22 protein-coding genes are annotated in these 23,049 nt (G+C 42.8%); 14 read left to right on the top strand and 8 right to left on the bottom strand.

Annotated features, from left to right (window positions below):
* Positions 1 to 164: 164 nt before the first annotated feature.
* Complete coding sequence (gene metB, locus S4054249_RS01335; RefSeq protein ID WP_046358386.1) at positions 165 to 1,388, top strand: cystathionine gamma-synthase; 1,224 nt, start codon at positions 165 to 167, stop codon at positions 1,386 to 1,388.
* Positions 1,389 to 1,392: 4 nt separating this feature from the next.
* A complete protein-coding gene (metL, locus tag S4054249_RS01340) occupies positions 1,393 to 3,741 on the top strand; it encodes a bifunctional aspartate kinase/homoserine dehydrogenase II (protein WP_046358385.1) in 2,349 nt (782 codons plus the stop codon).
* A 66-nt stretch (positions 3,742 to 3,807) separates the two neighbouring features.
* Here metL and S4054249_RS01345 read toward each other — a convergent pair whose 3' ends face one another.
* Positions 3,808 to 6,255 (bottom strand): penicillin-binding protein 1A, encoded by a 2,448-nt coding sequence (locus tag S4054249_RS01345; RefSeq protein WP_046358384.1) that lies wholly within the window; start codon positions 6,253 to 6,255, stop codon positions 3,808 to 3,810.
* A 226-nt stretch (positions 6,256 to 6,481) separates the two neighbouring features.
* Between S4054249_RS01345 and S4054249_RS01350 the strand changes: the two genes are divergently transcribed.
* The 9 genes from S4054249_RS01350 (at position 6,482) to S4054249_RS01390 (ending at position 15,474) form a co-directional block, all read left to right on the top strand.
* Entirely contained in the window at positions 6,482 to 7,561 is a 1,080-nt protein-coding gene (locus S4054249_RS01350) for a pilus assembly protein PilM (protein WP_039607562.1), read from the top strand.
* On the top strand, positions 7,549 to 8,151 hold the full coding sequence (locus tag S4054249_RS01355) for a PilN domain-containing protein (protein WP_046358383.1): 603 nt from the start codon (positions 7,549 to 7,551) through the stop codon (positions 8,149 to 8,151). Before S4054249_RS01350 ends, S4054249_RS01355 begins: the two co-directional genes overlap by 13 nt.
* Positions 8,148 to 8,753, top strand: coding sequence for a type 4a pilus biogenesis protein PilO (locus tag S4054249_RS01360; RefSeq protein WP_046358382.1), 606 nt, complete (start codon positions 8,148 to 8,150; stop codon positions 8,751 to 8,753). The genes S4054249_RS01355 and S4054249_RS01360 overlap by 4 nt, the downstream gene beginning before the upstream one ends.
* On the top strand, positions 8,750 to 9,289 hold the full coding sequence (locus S4054249_RS01365) for a pilus assembly protein PilP (protein ID WP_046358381.1): 540 nt from the start codon (positions 8,750 to 8,752) through the stop codon (positions 9,287 to 9,289). Before S4054249_RS01360 ends, S4054249_RS01365 begins: the two co-directional genes overlap by 4 nt.
* A gap of 18 nt (positions 9,290 to 9,307) precedes the next feature.
* A complete protein-coding gene (gene pilQ, locus S4054249_RS01370; RefSeq protein WP_052961172.1) occupies positions 9,308 to 11,341 on the top strand; it encodes a type IV pilus secretin PilQ in 2,034 nt (677 codons plus the stop codon).
* A gap of 150 nt (positions 11,342 to 11,491) precedes the next feature.
* On the top strand, positions 11,492 to 12,010 hold the full coding sequence (gene aroK, locus S4054249_RS01375; RefSeq protein ID WP_036975093.1) for a shikimate kinase AroK: 519 nt from the start codon (positions 11,492 to 11,494) through the stop codon (positions 12,008 to 12,010).
* Between the two features lie 29 nt (positions 12,011 to 12,039).
* Positions 12,040 to 13,110, top strand: coding sequence for a 3-dehydroquinate synthase (gene aroB, locus S4054249_RS01380; protein ID WP_046358379.1), 1,071 nt, complete (start codon positions 12,040 to 12,042; stop codon positions 13,108 to 13,110).
* The gene (locus S4054249_RS01385) at positions 13,110 to 14,573 is read left to right on the top strand and encodes an SPOR domain-containing protein (protein ID WP_046358378.1); all 1,464 of its coding nucleotides are present in this window, start codon (positions 13,110 to 13,112) and stop codon (positions 14,571 to 14,573) included. The genes aroB and S4054249_RS01385 overlap by 1 nt, the downstream gene beginning before the upstream one ends.
* Before the next feature lie 46 nt (positions 14,574 to 14,619).
* Entirely contained in the window at positions 14,620 to 15,474 is an 855-nt protein-coding gene (locus tag S4054249_RS01390; RefSeq protein ID WP_046358377.1) for a Dam family site-specific DNA-(adenine-N6)-methyltransferase, read from the top strand.
* Here S4054249_RS01390 and S4054249_RS01395 read toward each other — a convergent pair.
* Positions 15,468 to 15,665 carry a DUF2970 domain-containing protein gene (locus S4054249_RS01395; protein WP_046358376.1) on the bottom strand — a complete coding sequence of 66 codons (198 nt, stop codon included), beginning with the start codon at positions 15,663 to 15,665 and terminating at the stop codon, positions 15,468 to 15,470. The genes S4054249_RS01390 and S4054249_RS01395 overlap by 7 nt on opposite strands.
* Before the next feature lie 20 nt (positions 15,666 to 15,685).
* On the bottom strand, positions 15,686 to 15,979 hold the full coding sequence (locus S4054249_RS01400) for a hypothetical protein (RefSeq protein ID WP_046358375.1): 294 nt from the start codon (positions 15,977 to 15,979) through the stop codon (positions 15,686 to 15,688).
* Between the two features lie 171 nt (positions 15,980 to 16,150).
* On the opposite strand from S4054249_RS01400, the gene rpe reads away from it, so the two are divergent.
* From rpe to trpS, 3 genes are read left to right on the top strand one after another with little or no spacing between them, the layout of a single operon-like run.
* Entirely contained in the window at positions 16,151 to 16,840 is a 690-nt protein-coding gene (rpe, locus tag S4054249_RS01405; protein ID WP_046358374.1) for a ribulose-phosphate 3-epimerase, read from the top strand.
* Complete coding sequence (locus tag S4054249_RS01410) at positions 16,840 to 17,514, top strand: HAD family hydrolase (RefSeq protein ID WP_046358373.1); 675 nt, start codon at positions 16,840 to 16,842, stop codon at positions 17,512 to 17,514. The genes rpe and S4054249_RS01410 overlap by 1 nt, the downstream gene beginning before the upstream one ends.
* 9 nt (positions 17,515 to 17,523) lie before the next feature.
* Positions 17,524 to 18,528, top strand: coding sequence for a tryptophan--tRNA ligase (trpS, locus tag S4054249_RS01415; RefSeq protein ID WP_046358372.1), 1,005 nt, complete (start codon positions 17,524 to 17,526; stop codon positions 18,526 to 18,528).
* A 74-nt stretch (positions 18,529 to 18,602) separates the two neighbouring features.
* Here the strand turns inward: trpS and S4054249_RS01420 are convergent, their stop codons facing one another.
* From S4054249_RS01420 to dapA, 5 genes are all read right to left on the bottom strand, one after another.
* Positions 18,603 to 18,800, bottom strand: a complete 198-nt coding sequence (locus S4054249_RS01420) for a hypothetical protein (protein ID WP_046358371.1) — start codon at positions 18,798 to 18,800, stop codon at positions 18,603 to 18,605.
* Between the two features lie 212 nt (positions 18,801 to 19,012).
* Positions 19,013 to 20,125 (bottom strand): succinylglutamate desuccinylase/aspartoacylase family protein, encoded by a 1,113-nt coding sequence (locus S4054249_RS01425; protein ID WP_046358370.1) that lies wholly within the window; start codon positions 20,123 to 20,125, stop codon positions 19,013 to 19,015.
* Between the two features lie 2 nt (positions 20,126 to 20,127).
* Complete coding sequence (locus S4054249_RS01430; protein ID WP_046358369.1) at positions 20,128 to 21,333, bottom strand: PLP-dependent decarboxylase; 1,206 nt, start codon at positions 21,331 to 21,333, stop codon at positions 20,128 to 20,130.
* Positions 21,333 to 22,073, bottom strand: a complete 741-nt coding sequence (locus S4054249_RS01435; protein ID WP_046358368.1) for a 2,3,4,5-tetrahydropyridine-2,6-dicarboxylate N-succinyltransferase — start codon at positions 22,071 to 22,073, stop codon at positions 21,333 to 21,335. The genes S4054249_RS01430 and S4054249_RS01435 overlap by 1 nt, the downstream gene beginning before the upstream one ends.
* Before the next feature lie 9 nt (positions 22,074 to 22,082).
* A complete protein-coding gene (dapA, locus tag S4054249_RS01440) occupies positions 22,083 to 22,967 on the bottom strand; it encodes a 4-hydroxy-tetrahydrodipicolinate synthase (protein ID WP_046358367.1) in 885 nt (294 codons plus the stop codon).
* Positions 22,968 to 23,049 lie beyond the last annotated feature (82 nt).

Genomic DNA, 23,049 nt, shown 5'->3' on the forward strand with positions numbered 1-23,049 from the left:
GTCTTATTGGCATCCTTTATCGCTTTCGTGGCGAAATTTTATCGGTTTGAATAAGATAGTCAAATACTAGTTATTTGGCCATATAGAAGTATAAATGTTTTGACATCTTTCAATTGTTCATCTAACCTTTTAGACGTCTAAACATCCAAGTATCTAGGTGAGCTATGAGCCAAAGTAAAAAGTCAACGATTGCCGTAAGAAATGGCATTGATGCAGATAAGCATCATGGTGCAGTTGTGCCTCCTCTTTATCTTTCAACGACCTATTCTTTTGCTGATTTTGATAAGAAGCGAGATTATGATTATGGCCGTAGTGGTAACCCAAACCGAGATATATTGGCCGATACACTCACTCAGCTTGAGGGTGGGGAAAAAGGCATAATTACAGCAACGGGCATGGCTGCGGTTCACCTAGTTACACAGTTATTAAATCACGATGATACCTTGGTCATTCCACATGACTGCTATGGCGGTAGTTATCGCTTGTTTACCTCTTTGGAAAAGCGCGGCTTGCTGAAAGTCAAAGTGCTTGATTTAACACAGCCAGAGAGTATTAAGCAGATCGCAGAGATTGCGCCTAAGATTGTATGGATAGAAACACCTAGTAATCCAATTTTACGCTTAACAGATATTGAAGCCGTGGTTCAAGCTGCGCATGGCTGTGGTGCTTTGGTTGCGGCAGACAATACATTTTTATCTCCTGCATTACAAAATCCAATTGCATTTGGGGTAGACATCGTTGTGCATTCAACCACTAAATTTATCAACGGTCACTCAGATGTTGTTGGCGGAGCTGTGATCGCGCGCACTCAGGAGCTTGGAGATGAGCTTGCTTGGTGGGCGAATAATATTGGCATCACAGGTTCCCCTTTTGATAGTTACTTAACTCTACGAGGCTTGAGAACGTTAAAAGTACGCTTAAAACAACATGAACAAAATGCGTTAGCGATTGCACAGTATTTAGAAGCCTCACCTTACGTTGAACAAGTATATTACCCAGGACTTGCATCCCATCCTCAACATGAGCTTGCGAAAAAGCAGCAACATGGTTTTGGTGGCATGGTGAGTTTTGATATTAAAGGGACTCTCAAAGATTCTGCGACATTTTTAACCTCTCTATCTCAGTTTTCTCTCGCAGAATCTTTAGGTGGGGTCGAGAGCTTGATCTGTCACCCAGCAACAATGACTCATGCAGGTATGGAGCCTAAAGCACGCCTTGAAGCTGGCGTAGGAGATACGTTGATCCGCATTTCGGTGGGTATCGAAGATGTAGAAGACTTGCTTGCTGATTTAGAGTTGGCTTTTCGAAAAGTAAATAGCCCTGGATCTGGCAGCTCAGACAGTGCCAAAGATTTTAAATTATCACCAGCACACACGGTTTTATGGTAAGAACATGACAAAAGTAGTACATAAATTTGGTGGCTCAAGCCTGAGCTCAGCGGCTCGTTATCAAGCGGTTGCGAACATTATTTTGGGCCAATGCCAAGTTGGTGATTGTGTGGTGGTGTCTGCTGCCGGTAAGACAACAAATACCCTGGTGAAGCTATGGCAAAGTTATCAACAAAAAGATGATAACGCATTTAACGACATTCTATTGCAAGTGGAAAATCATCAAAACCTTCTCCTGACAGAATTATTTGATGCGCAACAGGCTAGCACCTTATCTGAGTGTCTAAAAAGTGAATTGCAAAATATTGCAAAGTCAGCGGCTAACAAGACGCTTCATGAAGCGTCTTTACTTGCTCATGGAGAGCTTTGGTCTGCAAGGCTATTAGCTAATTTACTCTCGACGTTTAATGTCAGTGCTATTGATGTTGATGCTAGAAAGTTATTTACTCAGCATCAGGGTCAATTGTTGCACGCTCAAAATAAACAATCGTGTCTGGAGCAAATCAAAACAGACAAAATTTATGTTGTGACAGGGTTTATCGCTTCTGATTGCGAAGGGAATACAATCACTTTGGGCCGTAATGGTAGTGATTACAGTGCAACTTTATTGGCCAATTATATTGATGCGCATGCTGTATCTATCTGGACTGATACCCATGGTGTGTTTAGTACGGATCCTCGTAAAGTAAGCTCAGCTATTAAATACCCAAAAGTGTGCCGCGTTCAAGCTAACTTACTTGCTCGCCTTGGTAATCCTGTCTTACATGCGAAAACACTGTCACCACTTAAAGGCACCAATATTAAGCTGCAAGTGCGCAGCAGCTATGATCCTGAAGCGATTGGCACAGAAATCGTAAAGCAGGGATATAGCAAAGACAAACGGTTTATTACTACATTTGATGAATTAGACCTGATCCGTGTTGAGGGGTTGGCCGCTGGTGAAGTACGTACTTTGAGTCAATTAATACAACATAGCATCCACCACTTTAACAAAGGCGGTGAGGATTATTTATTGGTGCCAAGCAATGACACACATACCGTTGCGACACATCTACAAGGCCGAGGCAATATTGTAGAATCTCATTTAAGAGGACTGGCTATTGTTGCACCGAGCTATGAAATACAACAACTCTCTCAACAAGCTGCAGCGATTTTAGAGCTACAAGATGTTGTCGTGCGTTTTACCCATAGCGATGGCAGCTATGCGTTGTTCTTAACTGATCAATCTATCGATAGCGATGTTTTAGCGATTTTACATGACAAATTAGTGAATAAAGGCCGTGAGCTTGCGGTGATTATTGCTGGATTAGGTAATGTGGGAGAAGTGTTTGTAGAACAATGCCAAAGGCAAGTCGAAAAACTACAAACGACATTTGATTTGAAAGTGGTTGCTTTGGTTCGCTCTAAAGAGATGCTGTTTTGCCCAAGCGGGATCAATATCGATAATTGGCAGCAACAGTGGCGTAGTGAAGCACAAGACTATCAGCCAGCAGATTTACTTGAGCGCATTGGTGAGCTTGATTATGAAAATAAGGTCGTGATAGACATCACTGCCAGCGATGCCTTTAGCAATATGTACCCGAGTTTTGTTGCCCATGATTGCCATTTGATCAGTGCCAACAAATATGCAGGTACCGCTGAACAAACTTGGTACGCAAAGCTCATCGAACAGCTTCAAGAGCGCAATTTACACTGGCGTTATAACACCAGTGTTGGCGCCGGTTTACCGATTAATTTTGCGTTGGCTGACTTGCAAAATAGTGGCGATACAGTGACGCGCATTGAGGGTGTATTCTCCGGTACGCTTTCGTGGCTATGTAGCAGCTTTGATGGCAGTAAAGCATTTTCTGAACTGGTGTTAGAAGCACAGTCTATGGGCTACACAGAGCCTGATCCTCGAGAGGATTTATCAGGACGAGATATGCAGCGCAAACTGCTTATTTTAGCCAGAGACTTAGGTTTACAGCTTGATGTTGACGACATTGCTCTAGAGCCCTTGATGCCAGTGCATCTGGCCGACGGTGATTGGGATTCATTTTTGGCCAAGCGTGAAGCGCTAGATGAGTTTTACCAATCTCGTTATGAGCAAGCACAATCTGAAGGTAAAGCATTGCGCTATACCGGTGCATTAGAGGTCGATAGCGAAGGTAAAGTCAGTGCGAAAGTCGGTATTGCCTATGCAGAAGCTGGTAGTGCAATCGCAAATCTAACGCCTGGTGATAATATATTTGTGATCACCAGCCAATGGTATGAAAGCAATCCATTGGTTATCCAAGGCCCTGGTGCGGGTAAAGAAGTGACAGCTGCGGGCATACATTCAGATTTGTACTGGTTAACTCAAAAGCTCAAGTAATGACTCTTTTTTGTCAGGAGAATTAATCATAAAAAGGCCATGCAAAGCATGGCCTTTTTATGATTCTTAGAAGAGTTCTTCTGTGGCTGGTAGGGCATCTTCAAAGGGAGTACTACTACCAGAGTCTAAGACATATTTGGTTGGTGCAGTGCCGCGTTCAAAGTATTCAAAACGACTGGTGTAGTCATTTTTTTCACTTAATAGCCCTGTTTTTAAATCAATTCTGATTGAAACCAATCCCGGTGGTGGCTCTATTGGTGCCAGTGGAGCCTCTTTGAGTGCATGGCGCATAAAGCTCACCCAAGCAGGTTGTGCCGAAGTGGCGCCGGCTTCTGCGCCGACAATTTGCTTTTTACCTAGGTTGCTATTGTAGGCTGCTCTGCCCAAAGGTTTACTGGCATCATCAAAGCCGACCCATACTGTGGTCAATAGGTTACGGTTGAAGCCGGTAAACCAAGTATCGACAGCATTGTTGGTGGTACCCGTTTTACCTGCGAGATCTTTTCGTTTTAGCGTTTGTGCACGCCAACCTGTGCCTGTCCAACCTGTTTTGTGTCGCCAACTGCCGCCGCCCCAAATTGCACTTTTCAGTGCATCAGCCACTAAGAAAGCATTTTTCTCAGAGATAATTCTTGGTGCACATGTATATGGGTCTGCCTCTAATTCATCTTCGTTACAAACACGGAGTGGACTAGCAGTACCCAGTTCATTACCAAACGCATCGGTAAGTCGGTCGATAAAATAGGGTTCAATCAAATGACCACCATTGGCAAATGCACTCATACCTCTTGCCATTTCCAGCGGTGTCATGGCTGCACTCCCCAATGCAAGAGATTCACTGCGCACGACATCTGCATCATCAAAGCCAAATTTAAGAATGTGATCTGCAGTATTATTTAATCCGACACCACGCATCAGCCGCACGGAGACTACGTTTTTTGATTGGGCAAGGGCTCTGCGAATACGAATTGGTCCACTGTATACATCTGGGCTGTTTTTTGGTCGCCACGCGACGCCTAGGCTCTTATCCCAGTGATTGATAGGCGCATCGTTGATAATGGTTGCGAGCGTATAATTTTCCTCTAATGCAGCAGAATAAATAAAAGGTTTGATGTTTGAACCAACTTGGCGTTTTGCTTGGACTGCTCGATTGTACTGGCTTTGTTTGAAGCTATAGCCACCTACTAAGGCTTTGATCTGGCCATTTTTTGGGTCCAGTGACACCAAAGCGCTAGCCGGTTGGGGTAATTGACTTAACATCCATTTTTGGTTGGTTTGCCGTACCCAGATTTGCATGCCTGGCTCTAATATATCAGCCGCTGTTTTTGGTGCACTACCTTGGCGTCGTTCCGTGATGTAGGCCCTTGCCCAATTTATGGCTGACCAATCTAAACTGACTACTTCACCGGTTTTAAGCATGACCTCAGCGGATTTTTCATCAATGGCGGTAACCACCGCTGCATTTAAAGGAGCAATGGCTTTGACTTTGCTTAATCGAGCAGTAATTTGCCGGGCATCCCACGGGGTTTCGTCTGGCTGCCAATACCTGGCATTTGGGCCCCTAAAGCCGTGTCGCATATCATAGTCATGGAGGTTGTTAACCAAAGCTTGTTGTGCCGCGGCTTGAGTGCTTGCATCCACTGTTGTATAGACGCGAAAGCCGGAGTTATATGCTGTATCAGTACCATATGTCTCCACCATATAAGCGCGCACCATCTCTGAAATATACGGTGCATAGAGTTCAATTTCTGCACCATGGCGTTTAGCGGTAATGGGCGCGTTGACGGCCGCCTGATACTCTGCCTCAGAGATATATTTTTCTGCTAACATTCGACCTAATACAACATTTCGTCTCGCTTTAGCACGAGTTGGATTGCGTATGGGGTTAAGTGCTGATGGCGCTTTGGGTAATCCGGCAATCATGGCCATTTGTGGCAAGGTTAACTCACTAAGTTCTTTGCCATAATACACTTGCGCTGCAGCACCAATACCAAAAGAGCGGTGACCTAATTCGATTTTATTAAGGTATAGCTCGAATATTTCATCTTTACTCAGTAAACGTTCTATGTGTAGAGCAATGAAGATTTCTTTTACTTTACGTATGTAGGCTTTTTCGCGAGTTAAGAAAAAATTTCGCGCAAGCTGCATGGTAATCGTACTTGCCCCTTGTTTTTTTTGCCCGGTACTGACTAACACAATAAATGAGCGGACAATCCCGATTGGGTCAATACCGAAATGCTCATAAAAACGGTTGTCTTCGGTGGCTAAAAAAGCGTTAAGCATCGGCTTAGGTACATCCGAGATCTTTACGGGTATACGCCGCTTCTCACCAAACTGATTGATGAGCTTACCATCACGAGTAAATACTTGCATTGGGGTTTGTAGTTGCACATCTTTGAGCACACTGACGCTAGGGATATCGGATTTCACATAAAAATACAAGCCGATCAAAATCACTAGGCCAAAAAGGCCAAAAACGAAAACAGTCTGTAATAATCTTTTTAATAAATTCACGAATTTATCTCTAGTGAGACTCCCAATTGCAAGTGGACGCTGTTAGTATATCCTGATTAAAAAACGATTAATAACTTTTGCGTAAATTCTTCAACCCGAACAGGTGTAAAATAATGCACCGTTGTTGTTTGGTAAGTATAATGCATAATACTTAAGGCGTATCAAATGTTAACTGCCAAACGAGAACGCCAAGATAACGACTAAAACTGATACTTGGGTAAATTGCATGTTCGATCAAATATTTAAAAAGCACGCACCGTTGATGGTTGGGGTAGATATTGGTTCACACTGTGTTAAAGCCGTACTCCTTGCTGAATCTAGTGCAGGATACCGAGTTGAGGCTGTGGCCATCGAACCTTTGCCCAAAGGCGCAATGAAAGAACGTGCTATCCAAGATATTGAAGCCATTGGACGCGTTATTGCGAAGTTAAAAAAGCGTCTCCCAAAAGGCACTCAATTTGCGTCAGTCGCGGTGTCAGGTCAAACCGTTATCACCAAAATGATTTTTATGGATGTTTCTTTAACAGATGCTGAATTAGAATCTCAGATTGCCATCGAAGCAGACAGCCTGATCCCATACCCTCTTGATGAAGTCAGTTTGGATTTTGAAAAGTTATCGGTCAATGAAGCGGATCCTTCAAAAGTAAATGTTTTACTCTCGGCTGCGCGTACAGAGAGCGTACAAGCGCGTGTTGGCGCGCTAGAAGAATCTGGGCTAAAAGCAAAGGTCGTCGATGTAGAGAGTTATGCATTGGCACGATCTGTTGATGTCTTGTATGAGCAATTGCCCTCAGATGCATATGATAAAGTCGTTGCAATTATTGATATTGGTGCGGTAGTGACTTTAATAAGTGTGGTACAGTCAGGTAAAACACTTTATACGAGAGATCAAGTGTTTGGTGGTGAGCAATATACCAATAGTATTGTTGCCTACTATAATAAAACTTTTGATGAGGCGGAACTTGCAAAAACAACCGGTGACTTGCCACCAAATTATACCTTTGAGGTATTAGCCCCTTTTCAAACTTCTCTCTTACAGCAGATAAGGAGAGCGTTACAGATGTTTATGACCACCAGTGGACATGACCAAGTTGATTATATCATTTTGACAGGCGGAACTGCTCTTGTTGAGGGGCTAGATAGACTTCTTGTAGATGAACTGGGTGTGCATAGTATTATCGGAGATCCATTTGCGAATATGGAAATTGCTCCTAAAGTAGATAGAAGTGTGCTGAATCGTCATAGTGCGCAATTCTCGATAGCAACTGGATTGGCATTGAGGAGCTTTTCTGCATGCCACATATAAATCTACTTCCTTGGCGCGAGCAACAAAGACAAGCTTCTCAACAAAAGTTTTTGACGATTTTGGCTGCAATTGTTGCGATCAGTTTGGCCCTTATGTACCTGATGGGGACATTTTATGATGGTCTTAGGCAGGGACAAGAAATTAAAAATCGTTATCTTCAAGGTGAGATTGTTAAGTTAGATAAGCGAATTGGTGAAATTGAAGGGCTAAATAAACAAAAAGAAAACCTGCAAAGAAGAATTCGGTTAATTGAAGTGTTACAGAGCAATCGTAACCTGGGGACGCAAATTATTGATGAGGTTGCCAGAGTTGTGCCTGCTGGCGTGTATTTAACCAGCCTTGAACGCACAGAGGACATGATAAAAGTGGTGGGGCGAAGTGAATCAAATAACCGTCTATCGCAAATGCTGAGAGCAGTCGAGTCATCTTACTTATTAGAAAAGCCGGTTATCCAAGGTATTGTTGCTGGTAGTAACGATGATAGATTACTCAGTGATTTTATGATGCATTTCTATGTTAAGTCATTTGAACAAATGGAACAGGAACGTCAACAGGCTGGCAATACTCAGTCAGGAGCACCTAAATCGTGAAACTTGATATCAAAGCATTGCAAGAAATCGATTGGAATGAAGTTGAGTTAGATAATATTGGCGAGTGGCCACTCCCTGTTAAAATATTATGTTGTGCTTTGGTTGTCTTGATCATGTTGATCGTTGGTTACACAATGCTGGTATCATCTTCGATTGATAGATATGAAGCCTCTGTCAATAAAGAAGAAGAGCTGCGCAAAAGTTATCGGATCAAATATGGTCGTGCAAATAATTTAGAGCTATATCGACAGCAAATGCTGGATATGGAAGATCAATTCTCTCAGTTGCTGAGAAAGCTTCCAACTTCAAATGAAACGCCTGGTTTGTTAGATGATTTAACTTATGTAGGGACTTCGAGTGGTCTGACATTTTTGAAAATTGGCTGGTTACCGGAAGTAAAAAAAGAGTTTTATACAGAGCTACCTATTAATCTTGAAGTGGTCGGTACTTATCATGAGTTTGGCGAATTTGTCAGTAAAGTTGCTCAGTTGCCTCGAATCGTGAGTTTGCACGACTTTAGAATTGAAAATGCTGGAAATAACTCATTGGTCTTTGGTGTAGTTGCAAAAACGTATCGATATGAGCAAGGAGAGAGCCAATGATGCGTCTAGCTCCGGTGTTCTGTTTAATGCTGTTTTTAGTAGGGTGTAATGATGATACAGCGGAGCAAAAGGAATATATTGATAGAGTGCAGGCAAGTGCAACACCTTACATTGATCCGATTCCCGAAATGATGAGCTTTGAGCACTTCCCATATCAAGCCTCAGATCAACGCAGTCCTTTTGTGGCTCCACAGCCAGAAGTGATAGAAAATAGGTTAGTACAAATAAAAAACTGCTTGCATCCTGATCCAGAACGAATGCGAGATCCGCTTGAGAAATTCCCGTTGGACAACCTTGTTATGAAAGGCATAATTGCCACCGCTGCGACAACTTGGGCATTGATCAAAGCCGCAGATCAGGGTTTATATCGTGTGAGAGAAGGGCAGTATATGGGGCTCTATCATGGTGAAGTGGTAGGTGTACACTCTGATAGAATTGAGTTAATGGAACTTATCCCCGACGGTTCTGGTTGTTGGAAAGAGCGACTTACAACAGTTGAGATGCCAGAAGCTGATGAAATGGGCGCGAGTGAATAATAAAAAGGTGATATGACTATGACGCGCAACTTAGCAAATAGTTTTGCGAAGACACTGATTGGCGGTGCATTTTTAGGGACTTCGATGCTCTCTTATGCGATCCCTATGCTCTATGATGTACGCTATAACCCGATTGATACTGGTGAGACCGAGCTACAATTGGTGTTTGATGAGCAGTTAGAAGGGGAGCCTCAAGTACAAGTACTTAATGACCCGGCGCGTTTGGAATTGTTTTTTTCTGGTGCAGAATTTGAAGAAAGTCTTAAGCAAATGAAAATTAACACCGCAGGGATCCGTGCAATAAATAGCACAATGGAAGCTGATGGGTTTAGGATATCGATTGTACTTGAAGAGTTGAAGCTTTATAAAACCACGGTTAAAAATAACTTGGTGTACTTACAAGTGTCAGACCAGCCTATACCTGATCCTGAGACTCAAGAACAAATCAATCAATATATTAATGGTATTCAAAGCATAGACTTCAAGCGCACTAGCGAAGGAGCTGCACAGATCTTGGCATTTTTAGATTCTGCTCAAAGTGCCATCGATGTGCAACAAGTCGGTGATAAGATAGTTGCAGATTTTCATCATATTAGTATTCCTGATGAACATTTGTATGAATTGGATGTAACTGACTTTGGCACTGTGGTCAGCAGAATTGAGACCTTCAGAGAAGAGACTAAAACTCGTATTGTGATTGAGCCCAACGCCGCGTTTAAGTTCAATTATCAGCAGTTAGATAATATTTTTACTTTAACTGTGGAAAAAGATAGTAATGAGTTTAAATTTGGCGAAAATAAGTCATATCAAGGACAACCAATCACGCTGAACTTCCAAGATATTCCTGTGCGTTCGGTGCTACAGATTATTGCTGATACCAATAACTTTAATTTAGTGACCAGTGATTCGGTTTCAGGCAATATCACCTTACGATTGGATGGTGTTCCTTGGGATCAAGCGCTTGATGTTGTGCTGCGGGTCAAAGGTCTTGATAAGCGGATGGAAGGCTCAATTCTGATGGTGGCGCCTTCTGAGGAGTTAAGCGCGCGCGAAGCCAAAGAGTTGCAGGCCAAAAAGCAAGTTGAAGAGCTTGAGCCTTTATACACTGAATACATTCAGCTCAATTATGCCAAAGCACAAGAGTTTTCGGATTTACTGAAAACAGACGTAAACTCAATCATTAGTTTACGTGGTAGTGTGTCTGTTGATACAAGGACAAACACTTTATTGATTAAAGATACAGCTCGCAGCATCGAGAGTATCAGACGCATGGTTGAAAAGCTGGACGTTCCGGTAAAGCAAGTCCGCATTGAATCTAGAATGGTGACAGTGACGGATAATATTCAAGAAGATTTAGGGATCCGTTGGGGGTTTAGTGATCAACAAGGTAATGATGCACTATCAGGCAACTTAACTGCAGCTGACTTGTTATCTGGGGGGACTATCCCAGGGCTCGAAGATAGGCTAAATGTCAATTTACCTGCGCCAGCAACAGCGGCCAGTATTGGCATGCATATCGCTAAACTATCAGATGGAACGTTAATTGATCTTGAGTTATCAGCTTTAGAGCAAGAGAACAAAGGTGAAATTATCGCGACACCTAGCATTACAACAGCGAACCAGAAAACGGCGCGCATTGAGCAGGGTACGGAAATCCCATTTGTGGAGGCATCTTCAAGTGGTGCGACAGCGGTGGAGTTTAAAAAAGCAGTACTAAGCTTAGAAGTGACGCCGCAAATAACGCCTGACAATAAAATTATTTTAGATTTAATTATCACTCAAGATACACGAGGTGATACAGTACAGACCGCAAATGGTCCCGCGGTTGCGATTAACACTCAACAGATCCAGACTCAAGTATTAGTTGATAATGGTCAAACAGTTGTACTTGGTGGTATTTATCAGCAAGAAACTACAAATGCAGTGAGTAAAGTACCGCTTCTTGGGGATGTCCCATACCTTGGTGTGTTGTTTAGAAACACCAAAGAGATTAATGAAAAGAAAGAGTTGTTGATTTTTGTCACGCCCAGAATTATGAATGAAAATTTGTAATGGTGATAAATTAACAAATAAAGGTGGAATTTGCGCCTTTTGACTTGAAATGTTGAATAGAATACTGAGATAATCCCCTCCTTAATTTTGGGGCCAGGTCGTTAGGCGGGGTTTTATTTCAAATTTTAGAGTCGTTTGTACTAAATAGATATGGCTGAGAAACGTAATATATTTCTAGTAGGCCCTATGGGGGCTGGTAAAAGCACAATTGGTCGTCACATTGCCGATCAGTTACACCTTGAGTTTTTTGATTCAGATCAAGAGATTGAGCGCCGCACAGGTGCTGATATTGCTTGGGTCTTTGATATCGAAGGAGAGGAAGGTTTTCGTAAGCGTGAAGAGACTGTTATTTCAGATTTGACTGAAAAGCAGGGCATTGTGCTGGCTACAGGCGGTGGTTCTGTGATCAGCAAAGAAGTGCGCAACAAACTGTCAGCTCGTGGGATTGTAGTATATTTAGAAACACCCATTGAAAAGCAAGTGGCTCGAACACAGCGAGATAAACGTCGTCCTTTGTTGCAGACTGGTGAAGATTCAAGAAAAATTTTAGAAGATTTGGCTGAGCAACGAAATCATTTATACAGCGAAGTGGCTGATATCGTTGTACGCACTGATGAGCAAAGTGCGAAGGTAGTCGCAAATCAAATTATCGATAAGTTAGATTTTTAATTGCCAATATAAAAAAGGAGGGTGTAGTGATGCTTGAATTGAATGTGGATTTAAACGAGCGGAGCTATCCCATCTATATTGGACAGGGTCTGCTATCTGACAAAGGGCGATTGATTGAGCATATTGGTCAAACTCGCCCTGTTATAATTAGCAATGAAACCATTGCTCCTCTGTATCTTGAGTTGATTGAGACACAGCTGAGAGATTTATCCCCCTTACACTTTATTATCCCAGATGGTGAGCAGTACAAATCACTCGAATGGTTTGAGAAGATCTGTGCATTCTTACTTGAGCATAATTGCGGTAGAGATACGTGTTTAATCGCTTTAGGTGGGGGGGTAATTGGTGACTTAACCGGGTTTGTAGCATCAGCGTATCAACGCGGCGTGCCATTTATTCAAATACCTACCACATTACTTTCTCAGGTCGACTCATCAGTTGGTGGAAAAACAGCGGTCAATCATCCCTTGGGGAAAAATATGATTGGTGCATTTTATCAACCAAAAGCTGTATTTATAGATACTAATTCGTTGACAACATTACCTGCACGAGAGTTTGCTGCCGGAATGGCAGAAGTTATCAAATATGGTTTGATATATGATGCAAATTTTCTAACTGTTCTTGAAGAGAATGCAGGGCGTTTAAAGTCGCTAGATACTGCCAGCTTGAATCAGATAATTTATCGTTGTTGTGAGATCAAAGCTGAAATCGTTGCTAAAGATGAAAAAGAAGCCGGACTGCGTGCGTTATTAAATCTTGGTCATACATTTGGTCATGCTATCGAAGCGCAAATGGGTTATGGCAACTGGTTACATGGCGAAGCTGTCGCGGCAGGTATTATGTTGGCAATGGCATTAGGGCAGCAGCGCGGCGATATATCTGAGCAAGAAGTTGAACGTGTGTGTGTTTTACTTAAACAATATGACTTACCAACAGCTCCCCCTAAAGATATGACTGCTGAGCAGTTTATCCATCATATGCGTAAGGATAAAAAGAACAAAAAAGGCAAAATAAGATTCATATTGCCAACATCAATGGGCGTGTGTGCCTTGGTAGATGATGTGTCTGATGACAGTGTGGGTCATTTAATAGGGCAGTAATGCAGTCACAAATATTGCCGAGTCGTGCTGCCTTGGTTGATAGAATTGCAATGCAATTTGAATATGGGCAGAGCTTAATTTGTTTAGTTGGTAACTCTGGCTTAGGAAAGAGTTACCTAGCAGAAAGTTTTATAACCGATAAATATAGCGACTTCTCCAAGGCTTTTATTCAATTAAGCGCACACTCCAAAGATGTAGATGTGGTGCGCCAGCTGATGGAACATACTTTCCGTGCACCATTAGTGGATCAAAAGCTTTCCCTGACAGAAAACTTCTTTGTGCTCAATAGTGAGCAGCCTGCAGGACCGTGCTTATGGGTGCTTGATGGTGCCAGGCACTTGAGTGATGAACTAATTACTGAGTTGCAAAACTTGGTTGTACGTGCACCCAACACACTTTATGTCTTAGTGACGGCACAAGCTCCGAATATGCTGCCAAATGCACTGGATATTCATTTAGAGCCATTGTCACTTTTTGAATCGAAGCAACTAATGAGAATGTTTTTTCCAGAGTTGCCTTCGGATGATGATCCTATCTTTTCAACATTTGTATCTGAAGCGCATGGAAACCCAAGCGTTTTACTTGATTGGCAACAAGATGACCAGCAACTTGACCTGAGAGCGAATATGCCTTCAAAGGGAAAGCAGAAGCACTTCTTTATTGTTGCTTTTTCATTGATCTTATCGTTGTGTTTGATTGCTGCTTTATACAATAAGCAATTACTCGATTTATTGCAGACGAAGCGAGCTGTATCTGAGCAGACGGCGGTTGTTGTGACAGAGCCGACAGTATTTGAGGCACAGCAAGTTTTAGAAGCGCAATCAACTCAGGTTGAGAGTACACCTTCATTTACATCTTCACATCTTTCTGAGGACGACACTGAAGAAAAAAACACTGAAGAGGTATCTGCTATATTAGGTGCATTGTTATCAGAGCCGTTAGTCACTGAAACTGAAAAATCACACAATGTAGAGACAGCAAAGCCGACAGCGCCAAATGGCATTACAAGCCCTCAGGTCATCAGTAAGCCTGAGTTATCCGATATGCCTATTGTAGAAACGGTTTCAAATGAATCAAATGCATTACAAGAAGGCTTGCAACTCGATCAGCGACCTGACAGTGAGCCTGATCGGGAAAAGTTGACCAGAGAAGCAGCTGCCTTGTCCGTTAATGACAATAGTTGGTTCTTATTAAGGGCTGACACGGAATGGAGTATACAACTGCTCGCTGTGACCGATCAGAAGGTAGCAGTGGATTTCATCCAACAGCATGCTTTGGACAATGTAAAGGTAGCACAGGTGATTAGGAGTGGGCGTACATGGTGGTTTGTGACATTAGCACCATTTGCACAACTTGATGATGCGAAGGCAGCACGAAGCAAGCTAAGCAGGGATTTATTAGCCGCGAAGCCCTTTTTTAAACGGATCTCTCAAATAAAGCAGCAAATCCAACAGTCACAGTAAAAAAAATAGTGTAAAATCCCGCTACTTTTGGGTAATTAGATCGATCATGCAAAAAAAGACCAGAGCCTTTCTTAAATGGGCAGGCGGAAAATATAGTTTAGTGGAAGAGATCACTAAACGATTACGCAGTGCGAACAGTGAGGCTGATACCTTAGTTGAGCCTTTTGTGGGCGCTGGCTCTGTGTTTTTAAACAGTGATTTTAAACGCTATATTTTGAATGATATTAATGCCGATCTGATCAACCTGTACAAAGAAATTCAGCGTGCGCCTGATGAGTTTATCAGTGATGCAAAAAAGTTATTTGTTGATCAGAATAACTGTGCTGAAGCGTACTATGAGTATCGCAAACAGTTTAACGAATGTGTCGACGTGTATGAGCGTGCTATCCTATTCCTGTACATGAATCGACATGGTTATAATGGCTTGTGCCGGTATAATCTTAAAGGCATTTTCAATGTCCCTTTTGGTAAATATAAAAAGCCTTATTTTCCTGAAAATGAACTGTATCATTTTGCTGCCAAAGCGCAGAATGCAACATTCACGTGTTTAAGCTATGAGCAGGTATTTAAGCGCTTGCCTGAAAACTCAGTGATATATTGCGATCCACCTTATGTGCCCCTCAGCAAGACTGCGTCTTTTACAAGTTATGCTAAAGAAGGGTTTAACCTTGACGATCAGGCCCAACTGGCGAATTTAGCGGAAAAAGCTGCATTTGATACTGATAAACCAGTATTAATTTCAAATCATGATACTGTGTGGACGAGAAAGATCTACAGTGAGGCGTCGTTAGACGTCATTCAAGTCAAAAGAACAATTAGCCCTAAAGGCAATGCACGAAATAAGGTTAATGAACTGATGGCTTTATATAGTAAGGGAAAAGAACCTGTTCGCAGTCAATGACTTTGTGATACCGAGATAACGCTATTTACCAGTATGATTAAACCAACCACGAATAGTATAACAAACACAGTACCAACCACTGCATAAGGCCAAAAGTTCGTTTTCTTAAAGTCGTGATGATATTTCTTGTTGCTTTGCACGCCAAACATAGCAGCGAGGACGCTCTGGAAGATGCTCAATAAAGTCATCATGATGCGTCCTGTTGCTTTGACTAGATATCAGAAATGCTAGAACTGTCTTGCTGGTCATCAGAGCCAATTAGTAACTCTAATAAATCGAGGTAGTGAAATTGTGCATTACTACTACCACCAGTTAACCACGCATACCAGCTTGTGTGTGCCTCGCGCTTACAATGTTGTTCATTATAATTATAAGTCGCGCTGCTGCACTCACATTGGCTGGCCTGTGTCACTTCGATGTCGTCATTACCAAAAGAAAATACACCTATCGAAACCACAGCCGCGGTTGCCAACAATACTGTCCGTGTTTGAAGCCATGTTGCCATAACTATCCCCTCAGCGATTAGCTATCTATAAATAGTACACTATGGATATTTATTAAACAATCTATTTGTCAATTTTCTCTTTGGATTGTATCTAATTGGTACAGAGCTTAGCCGTGTATTTATCTATTATTTGAGTTAAAGTAGCGCGACAGCAAATTTTAAGGGGATCTCATGTCATTAGCGAATGCACAATCTGAATTTTTAATTGCGCCATCTATTTTATCGGCTGACTTTGCTCGTTTAGGGCAAGATGTGGAGAAGGTTATTACAGCAGGTGCTGATGTCGTGCACTTTGATGTAATGGATAATCATTACGTACCGAATTTAACATTTGGTCCAATGATTTGTGAGGCACTAAGAAATTACGGTATTAAAGCTCCAATAGATGTGCATTTGATGATTAAACCCGTAGATGCGTTGATCCCCGATTTCGCAAAAGCTGGCGCTGATATTATCACTTTCCACCCAGAAGCAAGCGAGCATGTTGATCGTAGCCTTGCACTGATAAAAGAACTTGGCTGTGAAGCTGGCTTAGTACTTAATCCTGCAACGCCATTACAATGTTTAGATTATGTGATGGACAAGGTGGACCAGATTTTATTAATGTCAGTAAACCCAGGCTTTGGTGGGCAAAGCTTTATTCCCAGCACTCTGGATAAGTTGAAGCAAGTTAAAGAGCGCATTGAGGCTTCAGGTAAAAAAATTCGCCTCGAAGTTGATGGCGGTGTGAAAGTTGAGAATATCGCAGAAATCGCTGCGGCTGGTGCTGACATGTTTGTTGCAGGTTCTGCTATTTTCAATCAACCAGATTATAAAAAAGTGATTGATGCTATGCGTCAAGAATTAGCGAAGGTACGTTAATGAGTGTGTCAGGCATTTTATTTGATTTAGATGGGACGTTGGTCGACAGCGTAAAAGAGATGCATTTAGCACTGAACTTAGCACTTTCTGATGTGGCATTCCCAGTCGTATCTCAAGGGCAAGTGCAACAATGGGTTGGCAATGGCATTGATGTGTTAGTCAAACGCGGGCTGAGTTGCCATGTAGAGATTAACCCTGATCTATCCGAGGTACTAATCACACAAGCCATCGCGCGTTTTAAAGTACACTATCAGGAGTTAGTCGGCGAGTATGCAGAGTTATACCCCGGAGTTGAAATTGGGTTGTACGAGCTGGGCACTTTGCCCAAAGCACTAGTGACTAATAAAAATAGAGCATTTACCTTACAGTTATTGCAAAAGCTTAACATTGCAAAGCATTTTGATGTTATTGTATGTGGTGATGATGGAAACAAAAAGCCTGCCCCTGACTTGTTGCAACTGGCGTGCGAACAGCTGGGTATAAACGCTGAGCAAGCGATTATGATAGGTGACTCTAAGAGCGATATTTTAGCTGCACAACATGCACAGATACCTGTGATTGCAGTGAATTATGGATATAATCAGGGAGAAACACTCTCGCAGTTTAATCCACAGTACCTCTGTGAGCAGTTCTCAGATATAATTCCTATTTTTAGCAAACCTGAATTGATATAAAGGAACAAGATGACAAAACCAGTAGTATTAAGTGGCATTCAGCCAACCGGTGGTATGACTATAGGCAATTACGTAGGTGCCATAAACCAGTGGCTTAAGCTACAAGAAGATCACGATTGTTTCTTTATGTTAGTTGATCTTCATTCTTTAACTGTACGCCAAGATCCCGCGGTTCTACGTGAACGTGTATTGGATGGCATTGCAATGTATACCGCTTGCGGCATTGACCCTAATAAATCTTCTTTGTTTGTGCAATCACAAGTACCAGAGCATGCGCAGCTAAGTTGGGTGCTGAACTGCTATGCTCAAATGGGCGAATTGAATCGTATGACACAGTTTAAGGATAAGTCAGCTAAACACTCTAATAATGTGAATGTTGGTTTGTTCTCATATCCTGTATTGCAAGCGGCAGACATTCTGTTATATCAGACTGATCAAGTGCCAGTAGGTGAAGATCAGAAGCAACACTTAGAGCTGACACGTGACATTGCTACTCGATTTAATAACATCTATGGTGAGGTGTTTAAAGTACCAGAGCCTTATATTCCGGAATTTGGTGCTCGCGTAATGAGCTTACAAGATCCGTCAAAGAAAATGTCTAAATCAGATGACAACCCAAATGCGTTTGTTATGTTGTTAGACGAGCCGAAAAAGATAGAGAAAAAGCTGAAAAAAGCAGTGACTGATTCTGATGAGCAAGCTCGTATCTACTTCGACCGCCAAGAAAAGCCAGGTGTATCTAACTTATTGACATTACTGTCAGTGGCTACAGGTCGTTCAATTGATACACTAGTACCTGAGTACGAAGACAAAATGTATGGACACCTCAAAAAAGACACCGCAGCAGCAGTTGTAGAAATGTTAGAGCCTATTCAAGCGCGTTTCCGTGAGATCCGTTCTGACCAAGCGCTATTAGACAATATTATGCGCAGTGGTGCTGAAAAAGCCGGTGAGCGAGCGGAAAAAACACTTAAAGCTGTTTATGATGCAGTGGGTTTTATTCCTCGTCCATAATTTTAGCAACTGAACGTATTTAAAAGCCAAAGCCATGTCTATCATGCTTTGGCTTTTTTGCATTTAATGTGAGGCTAACGTGTTACACAGTAAACCCCTTGATTTGTTTTACAGGCATCTCCGGTAGGACAAGTTCTAGCTCGAACAGTTGTTGTTGCTGGCGTTGGCCAAGAGCCTGTCCCGCCAGCGATATGGGGAGTATTGTCTCCGGGCAGCAAATATTTGTCTTGTGAAAGTGTTTTTAAGTGCTTTTTGTTGATTTGCATTTTCATCTTTAATTCCTTTAAGCAAACATTATTAATTCAGCACTGGGTTGGTTGTTTTTTGTTCTTGTGTAAAGTGATATAAATTCAAATAACTACGCTGTATTAATGAGAGGAATAAACAGGCTTGTGACGTCGCTCAACCAGGTAGGAAAAAGGGGGATGACAAGTCACCCCCCTTAGCAAGTAAGTCTGAGACCTACCTACTCTCACGCAATTCTTTATAGTTCAAAGTAGTTGGTGAACAATTTATATAACTCAGTACCTTGGTTCACACTGGCAGAAGCGAAATGTAAGATAGCGATTGCATCTTTATTAAATGTGATTGGGTTCAACGCTTCACCTTGAGCGTATTTATCCATTCTTAAAATATTCACTAACGTGTCGCCTGCTTTAATGTGCCCACCTAGCGGTGCTTGGTATTCCACCATGCCACCCATAGGCGCATAAAATGCGGTGTAATCCTTTAGATAACAGGCATAGCGTGTGATAGGTTGCGGTTGATAACCGCCCTCTAAAATCACCTCTTTATGTGTCAGGTAGCTGAGGATGCTCTCGGCATCACACTGAGCTTCGTTTAGATCAATGTGTTCTTGAGAACCCAACTCTACGGTGAATGCTTCGTTTAATACGTCGAACTGTTTGCCATGTTGTGCAAGCGCTTCGCTTAATTTCCACCAAGGGCAGAAACACGCTTCATCCATGGCACCATCAAATTCATTGGGGATCAGCAAGGTGTGCGGAATATTAAAATAATGTGCGCTTGCTTGTGCATACTCTGGACAATACAAGTGCTTGGAGGACACAGGGCCTGTATGCAAATCCAAAACGAAGTCAGCTTCGTGGGCAAGGCGCTGTAAATTGACCGCGATGCGTTTGCCCGTTTTCATTGCATGCATTGGTCTAGCAAGCAGCTCATCTGTTTTATCAATTAACAGCTTTTTAAATTCGCTGCGGATCTCTTGCTCGGTTGATTGGGCATGACGTGATGCAAAATCCTCTACAAGGTGTCCATGGTCATGGTAAAGACGATTCCAATTTTCTCCTGTAATTGGGTCAAATCTACCTAGCGTAAATTCCCCTGATTTTTGATTACATCCGATGGGGTTAGCGTAAGGGACTAAGGTGATGGAGCCGGATATATGCACTGTTTTTAGTTTTTCTAATAAGGCATAGATAACCGCATTACCTTGTACTTCAGCACCATGCATATTGGCTTGTATATAAACTTTAGGACCCTGAGTGTCATCTCCAATCGTAAATACTGGAATTGACATGGCTTGCCCGTTTGCCAGCTCTGCAACTTGAATGGAAGTTTGAGTTATCTGGTTCATAGTTACCTCAAGTAGTTCTCTGGTGTTAATGGCGGTCTGATACAACGAACTTGGCCGGATTGATAAATATATTCACTCGGGAGGGTATGGCATAAAAAGTAAGGCATACTTTCTGTAAATCCATATGCGCCGCATTGACCAAAGACAACCCAGTCATACTCATTAATATCGCAGGGTAAGCTGTGCTCACCTAAGTGATCCAGTGCGGTACATAGTGGGCCATGCAAGGTATAGGGGATTGTAGCACTTGTACTTTCGCGCAATAGGGTCGCTGGAAAAGCTTGAGAAGTGACAGCTGGGCGAAGTATATGATTGATACCGCCTGCTAAAATGAGCTGGTTGCTACCATAGTTCTGCTTTTGTTCGACAACTGGGTTCACATAATAGCCGCACTCTCCGACGGCGTAGCGGCCTAACTCCATCCAAAGTTCATCAATATTTGTTTGTGCTTTTATGTGCTCTAAACTGCGTAAAATTGTCGGCCAATCAATATGAGGCTGCCCGTCAGCGTATGGAATGCCTAACCCGCCTCCTAAATCCAATACACGCAGATCTATCTTGAGCTGCTGTGCAAGTGTCATTAATGGGTCAACCATTTGCTGCCAAAGTGAAGCAAGTTTTTCAGCTTCAAGCATATTGCCCCATTGGAAAATGTGTAAACCGACAAAATCTAGGTTCGGGTAGTCACTCACTGTGAGTGCCCCCCATTCTTGTGCACCTAAGCCAAATGGCGTTAGGCTATCTCCGCCAAGTGGGTTTTTTTCATTGTCAGGCCAACGTAACTGAACACGTAATAAGATACGCAGTGCCGTATTGTGTCGCTGGGCTGCGTCTTGCAGCCAAGCGACTTGATTAAGACTTTCCGCAACAAAGGTATTTACGCCTTGGGTTAAAAAAGTCTCAATTTGGTGTTTAGACTTTGCAGGTCCAGTATTGAGTACGCGCTTTGCATCAATGCCTTGCGCCAGCACTTGCTGTAGCTCGCCGCTGCTGGCCACATCAAAGTTGAAACCCGCTTTATCTAACGTTTGAATGACGCTGGATAATGGGTTTGCTTTGACTGCATACCAAAGTTTTACAACGGATTGCTCCGTTAAAAGCTTTAAATGGCCGCTCAATGCATCTAAATCGTAAAGATAAAATGGCTCATGCTGGCTTTGTGTCAGCGATGTAATGGCATTTTTGACTGGCGTACTCAAGGTGGACATTAGCGAAGCACCTCTTCAAGCTCAAGGGATGCGTCACTCTGTTCGTCGCGATATTTTACGATCAAAGCACAAGATAAGCTAAGTCCTTGCTGTTGAGCCCATTCACCTTTAGCTGGGCGCGAACCTGGGATCACGATGGCATTTTCAGGGATTGCCTCACCTTTGTCTAAAGTACGTTCATTGACACAATCATAGACAGGAACGCTGGCAGATAGACGAACACCAGGAGCAAGTACAGCGCCTTTTTTGACAACAACACCTTCAACAAGCACGCAGCCTGCGCCAATGAATGCATCATCTTCTACAACCACTGGGCTGGCACCGACTGGCTCTAATACGCCACCTACTTGCACAGCGGCACTAAGGTGTACGTTTTTACCAATCTGGGCACATGAACCAACCAGAGCATGACTGTCAACCATGGTACCTTCGTCTACGTAAGCGCCGATATTTACATATGCAGGTGGCATGATAATGGTGCCAGGTGCTACGTATGCGCCACGGCGAACACTGCTGCCACCGGGTACCATACGTACACCTGCTTCTGCGGCAAAGCCCTGTGGTGCTAAGTTGTCTTTATCAACGAAGCCACCAGGGTACTCGGTGTTAGTGCCATTTCTAAATGCTTCTAAGATACCTTCTTTGACCTCGACATTGGCATGCCAGTTGCCTTGTTCATCCTGCGTTGCTGCGCGAACAGTGCCATTTTCTAGATTGTTTAATAGGGTTAACCAGCTCATGATACTTCCTTAACTCCAAGATAAAATTGTTGAATTTGCGGTTTTAATAAATGTGGTGTCACTGAGTTCTAAGTGTGTCAGTGGTGGGCGCAGACGCGGTGTTTCCAGTTGACCTTGTAAATGCATTAGGACTTTGACTGGGATTGGATTAGCAACACTAAATAAGCTATTTACTGCGTCTGTCCACGTGGTAAATAAATTAGGGAAAGTACCTGCTAATGAGCGCTGGACAAATTCCGCGGTTTGCTGCGGCCACGCGTTAGCTGCAACAGACACCAGACCTGCGGCGCCTGCTTGTGCAAAGTAAGGCATCAGCCCATCATCGCCGCTATATATAGCAAGCTCTGGAGACGCCTTACGGAAAGATTCAAACGTTGCGATATCTCCACTTGCCTCTTTAAGTGCCCATAGGTTTGGATGTGAAGACAAGTTTTCAATGACATTTGGGCTAATCGCGACAGCACTTCGTCCTGGTACGTTGTAGAGCATGCATGGGTGCTGACTGGCATCCAAGAGTGTCTTGAACCAATGTGTAAGACCAACGTTTCCGGGCTTTGCATACAATGGAGAACCAACTAAAAATGCGTCAATTGGCTGAGAATTACAAAACTCAACCCAATCTAGTTGTAGTGCAAGATCATAGCCGCCAATGGCAACCATTAAAGGCACCGTCGGTGATAGCTCACAGACAAATCGTACGATATCACGCTGCTCTTGCTGAGATAAGGCAAGGCCTTCGCCTGTGCTCCCAAGTAAAAGTATGCCATTGCCAGCTGCTTGCTGCGCGCGCACGAGTTGCGCCAAAGTGGCAAAATCAACATGATTATTATCGTCGAACGGCGTAACAAGCGCTGTCCATAACGGGTAGTCAGATAAGTTGTATTTAGATTTCATCTCTACCGAACTTAAATGCTGTTCGGTGGTTTGGGGTATGAAGTGATAGCCCAGCTTCCGAACAATTAAAATTCGAAGAGCA

Origin of the sequence: Pseudoalteromonas luteoviolacea (assembly GCF_001750165.1) — a bacterium.
In the GTDB taxonomy this organism is placed as follows: Bacteria; Pseudomonadota; Gammaproteobacteria; order Enterobacterales; family Alteromonadaceae; genus Pseudoalteromonas; species Pseudoalteromonas luteoviolacea_G.

Excerpts from the sequence above, each read along its gene's own strand:
- metB (WP_046358386.1), top strand. The coding sequence starts at position 165 with ATGAGCCAAAGTAAAAAGTCAACGATTGCCGTAAGAAATGGCATTGAT.
- metL (WP_046358385.1), top strand. The coding sequence starts at position 1,393 with ATGACAAAAGTAGTACATAAATTTGGTGGCTCAAGCCTGAGCTCAGCG.
- S4054249_RS01350 (WP_039607562.1), top strand. The coding sequence starts at position 6,482 with ATGTTCGATCAAATATTTAAAAAGCACGCACCGTTGATGGTTGGGGTA.
- S4054249_RS01355 (WP_046358383.1), top strand. The coding sequence starts at position 7,549 with ATGCCACATATAAATCTACTTCCTTGGCGCGAGCAACAAAGACAAGCT.
- S4054249_RS01365 (WP_046358381.1), top strand. The coding sequence starts at position 8,750 with ATGATGCGTCTAGCTCCGGTGTTCTGTTTAATGCTGTTTTTAGTAGGG.
- pilQ (WP_052961172.1), top strand. The coding sequence starts at position 9,308 with ATGACGCGCAACTTAGCAAATAGTTTTGCGAAGACACTGATTGGCGGT.
- aroK (WP_036975093.1), top strand. The coding sequence starts at position 11,492 with ATGGCTGAGAAACGTAATATATTTCTAGTAGGCCCTATGGGGGCTGGT.
- aroB (WP_046358379.1), top strand. The coding sequence starts at position 12,040 with ATGCTTGAATTGAATGTGGATTTAAACGAGCGGAGCTATCCCATCTAT.
- S4054249_RS01385 (WP_046358378.1), top strand. The coding sequence starts at position 13,110 with ATGCAGTCACAAATATTGCCGAGTCGTGCTGCCTTGGTTGATAGAATT.
- S4054249_RS01390 (WP_046358377.1), top strand. The coding sequence starts at position 14,620 with ATGCAAAAAAAGACCAGAGCCTTTCTTAAATGGGCAGGCGGAAAATAT.
- S4054249_RS01395 (WP_046358376.1), bottom strand. The coding sequence starts at position 15,665 with ATGATGACTTTATTGAGCATCTTCCAGAGCGTCCTCGCTGCTATGTTT.
- S4054249_RS01400 (WP_046358375.1), bottom strand. The coding sequence starts at position 15,979 with ATGGCAACATGGCTTCAAACACGGACAGTATTGTTGGCAACCGCGGCT.
- rpe (WP_046358374.1), top strand. The coding sequence starts at position 16,151 with ATGTCATTAGCGAATGCACAATCTGAATTTTTAATTGCGCCATCTATT.
- S4054249_RS01410 (WP_046358373.1), top strand. The coding sequence starts at position 16,840 with ATGAGTGTGTCAGGCATTTTATTTGATTTAGATGGGACGTTGGTCGAC.
- trpS (WP_046358372.1), top strand. The coding sequence starts at position 17,524 with ATGACAAAACCAGTAGTATTAAGTGGCATTCAGCCAACCGGTGGTATG.
- S4054249_RS01420 (WP_046358371.1), bottom strand. The coding sequence starts at position 18,800 with ATGAAAATGCAAATCAACAAAAAGCACTTAAAAACACTTTCACAAGAC.
- S4054249_RS01425 (WP_046358370.1), bottom strand. The coding sequence starts at position 20,125 with ATGAACCAGATAACTCAAACTTCCATTCAAGTTGCAGAGCTGGCAAAC.
- S4054249_RS01430 (WP_046358369.1), bottom strand. The coding sequence starts at position 21,333 with ATGTCCACCTTGAGTACGCCAGTCAAAAATGCCATTACATCGCTGACA.
- S4054249_RS01435 (WP_046358368.1), bottom strand. The coding sequence starts at position 22,073 with ATGAGCTGGTTAACCCTATTAAACAATCTAGAAAATGGCACTGTTCGC.
- dapA (WP_046358367.1), bottom strand. The coding sequence starts at position 22,967 with ATGAAATCTAAATACAACTTATCTGACTACCCGTTATGGACAGCGCTT.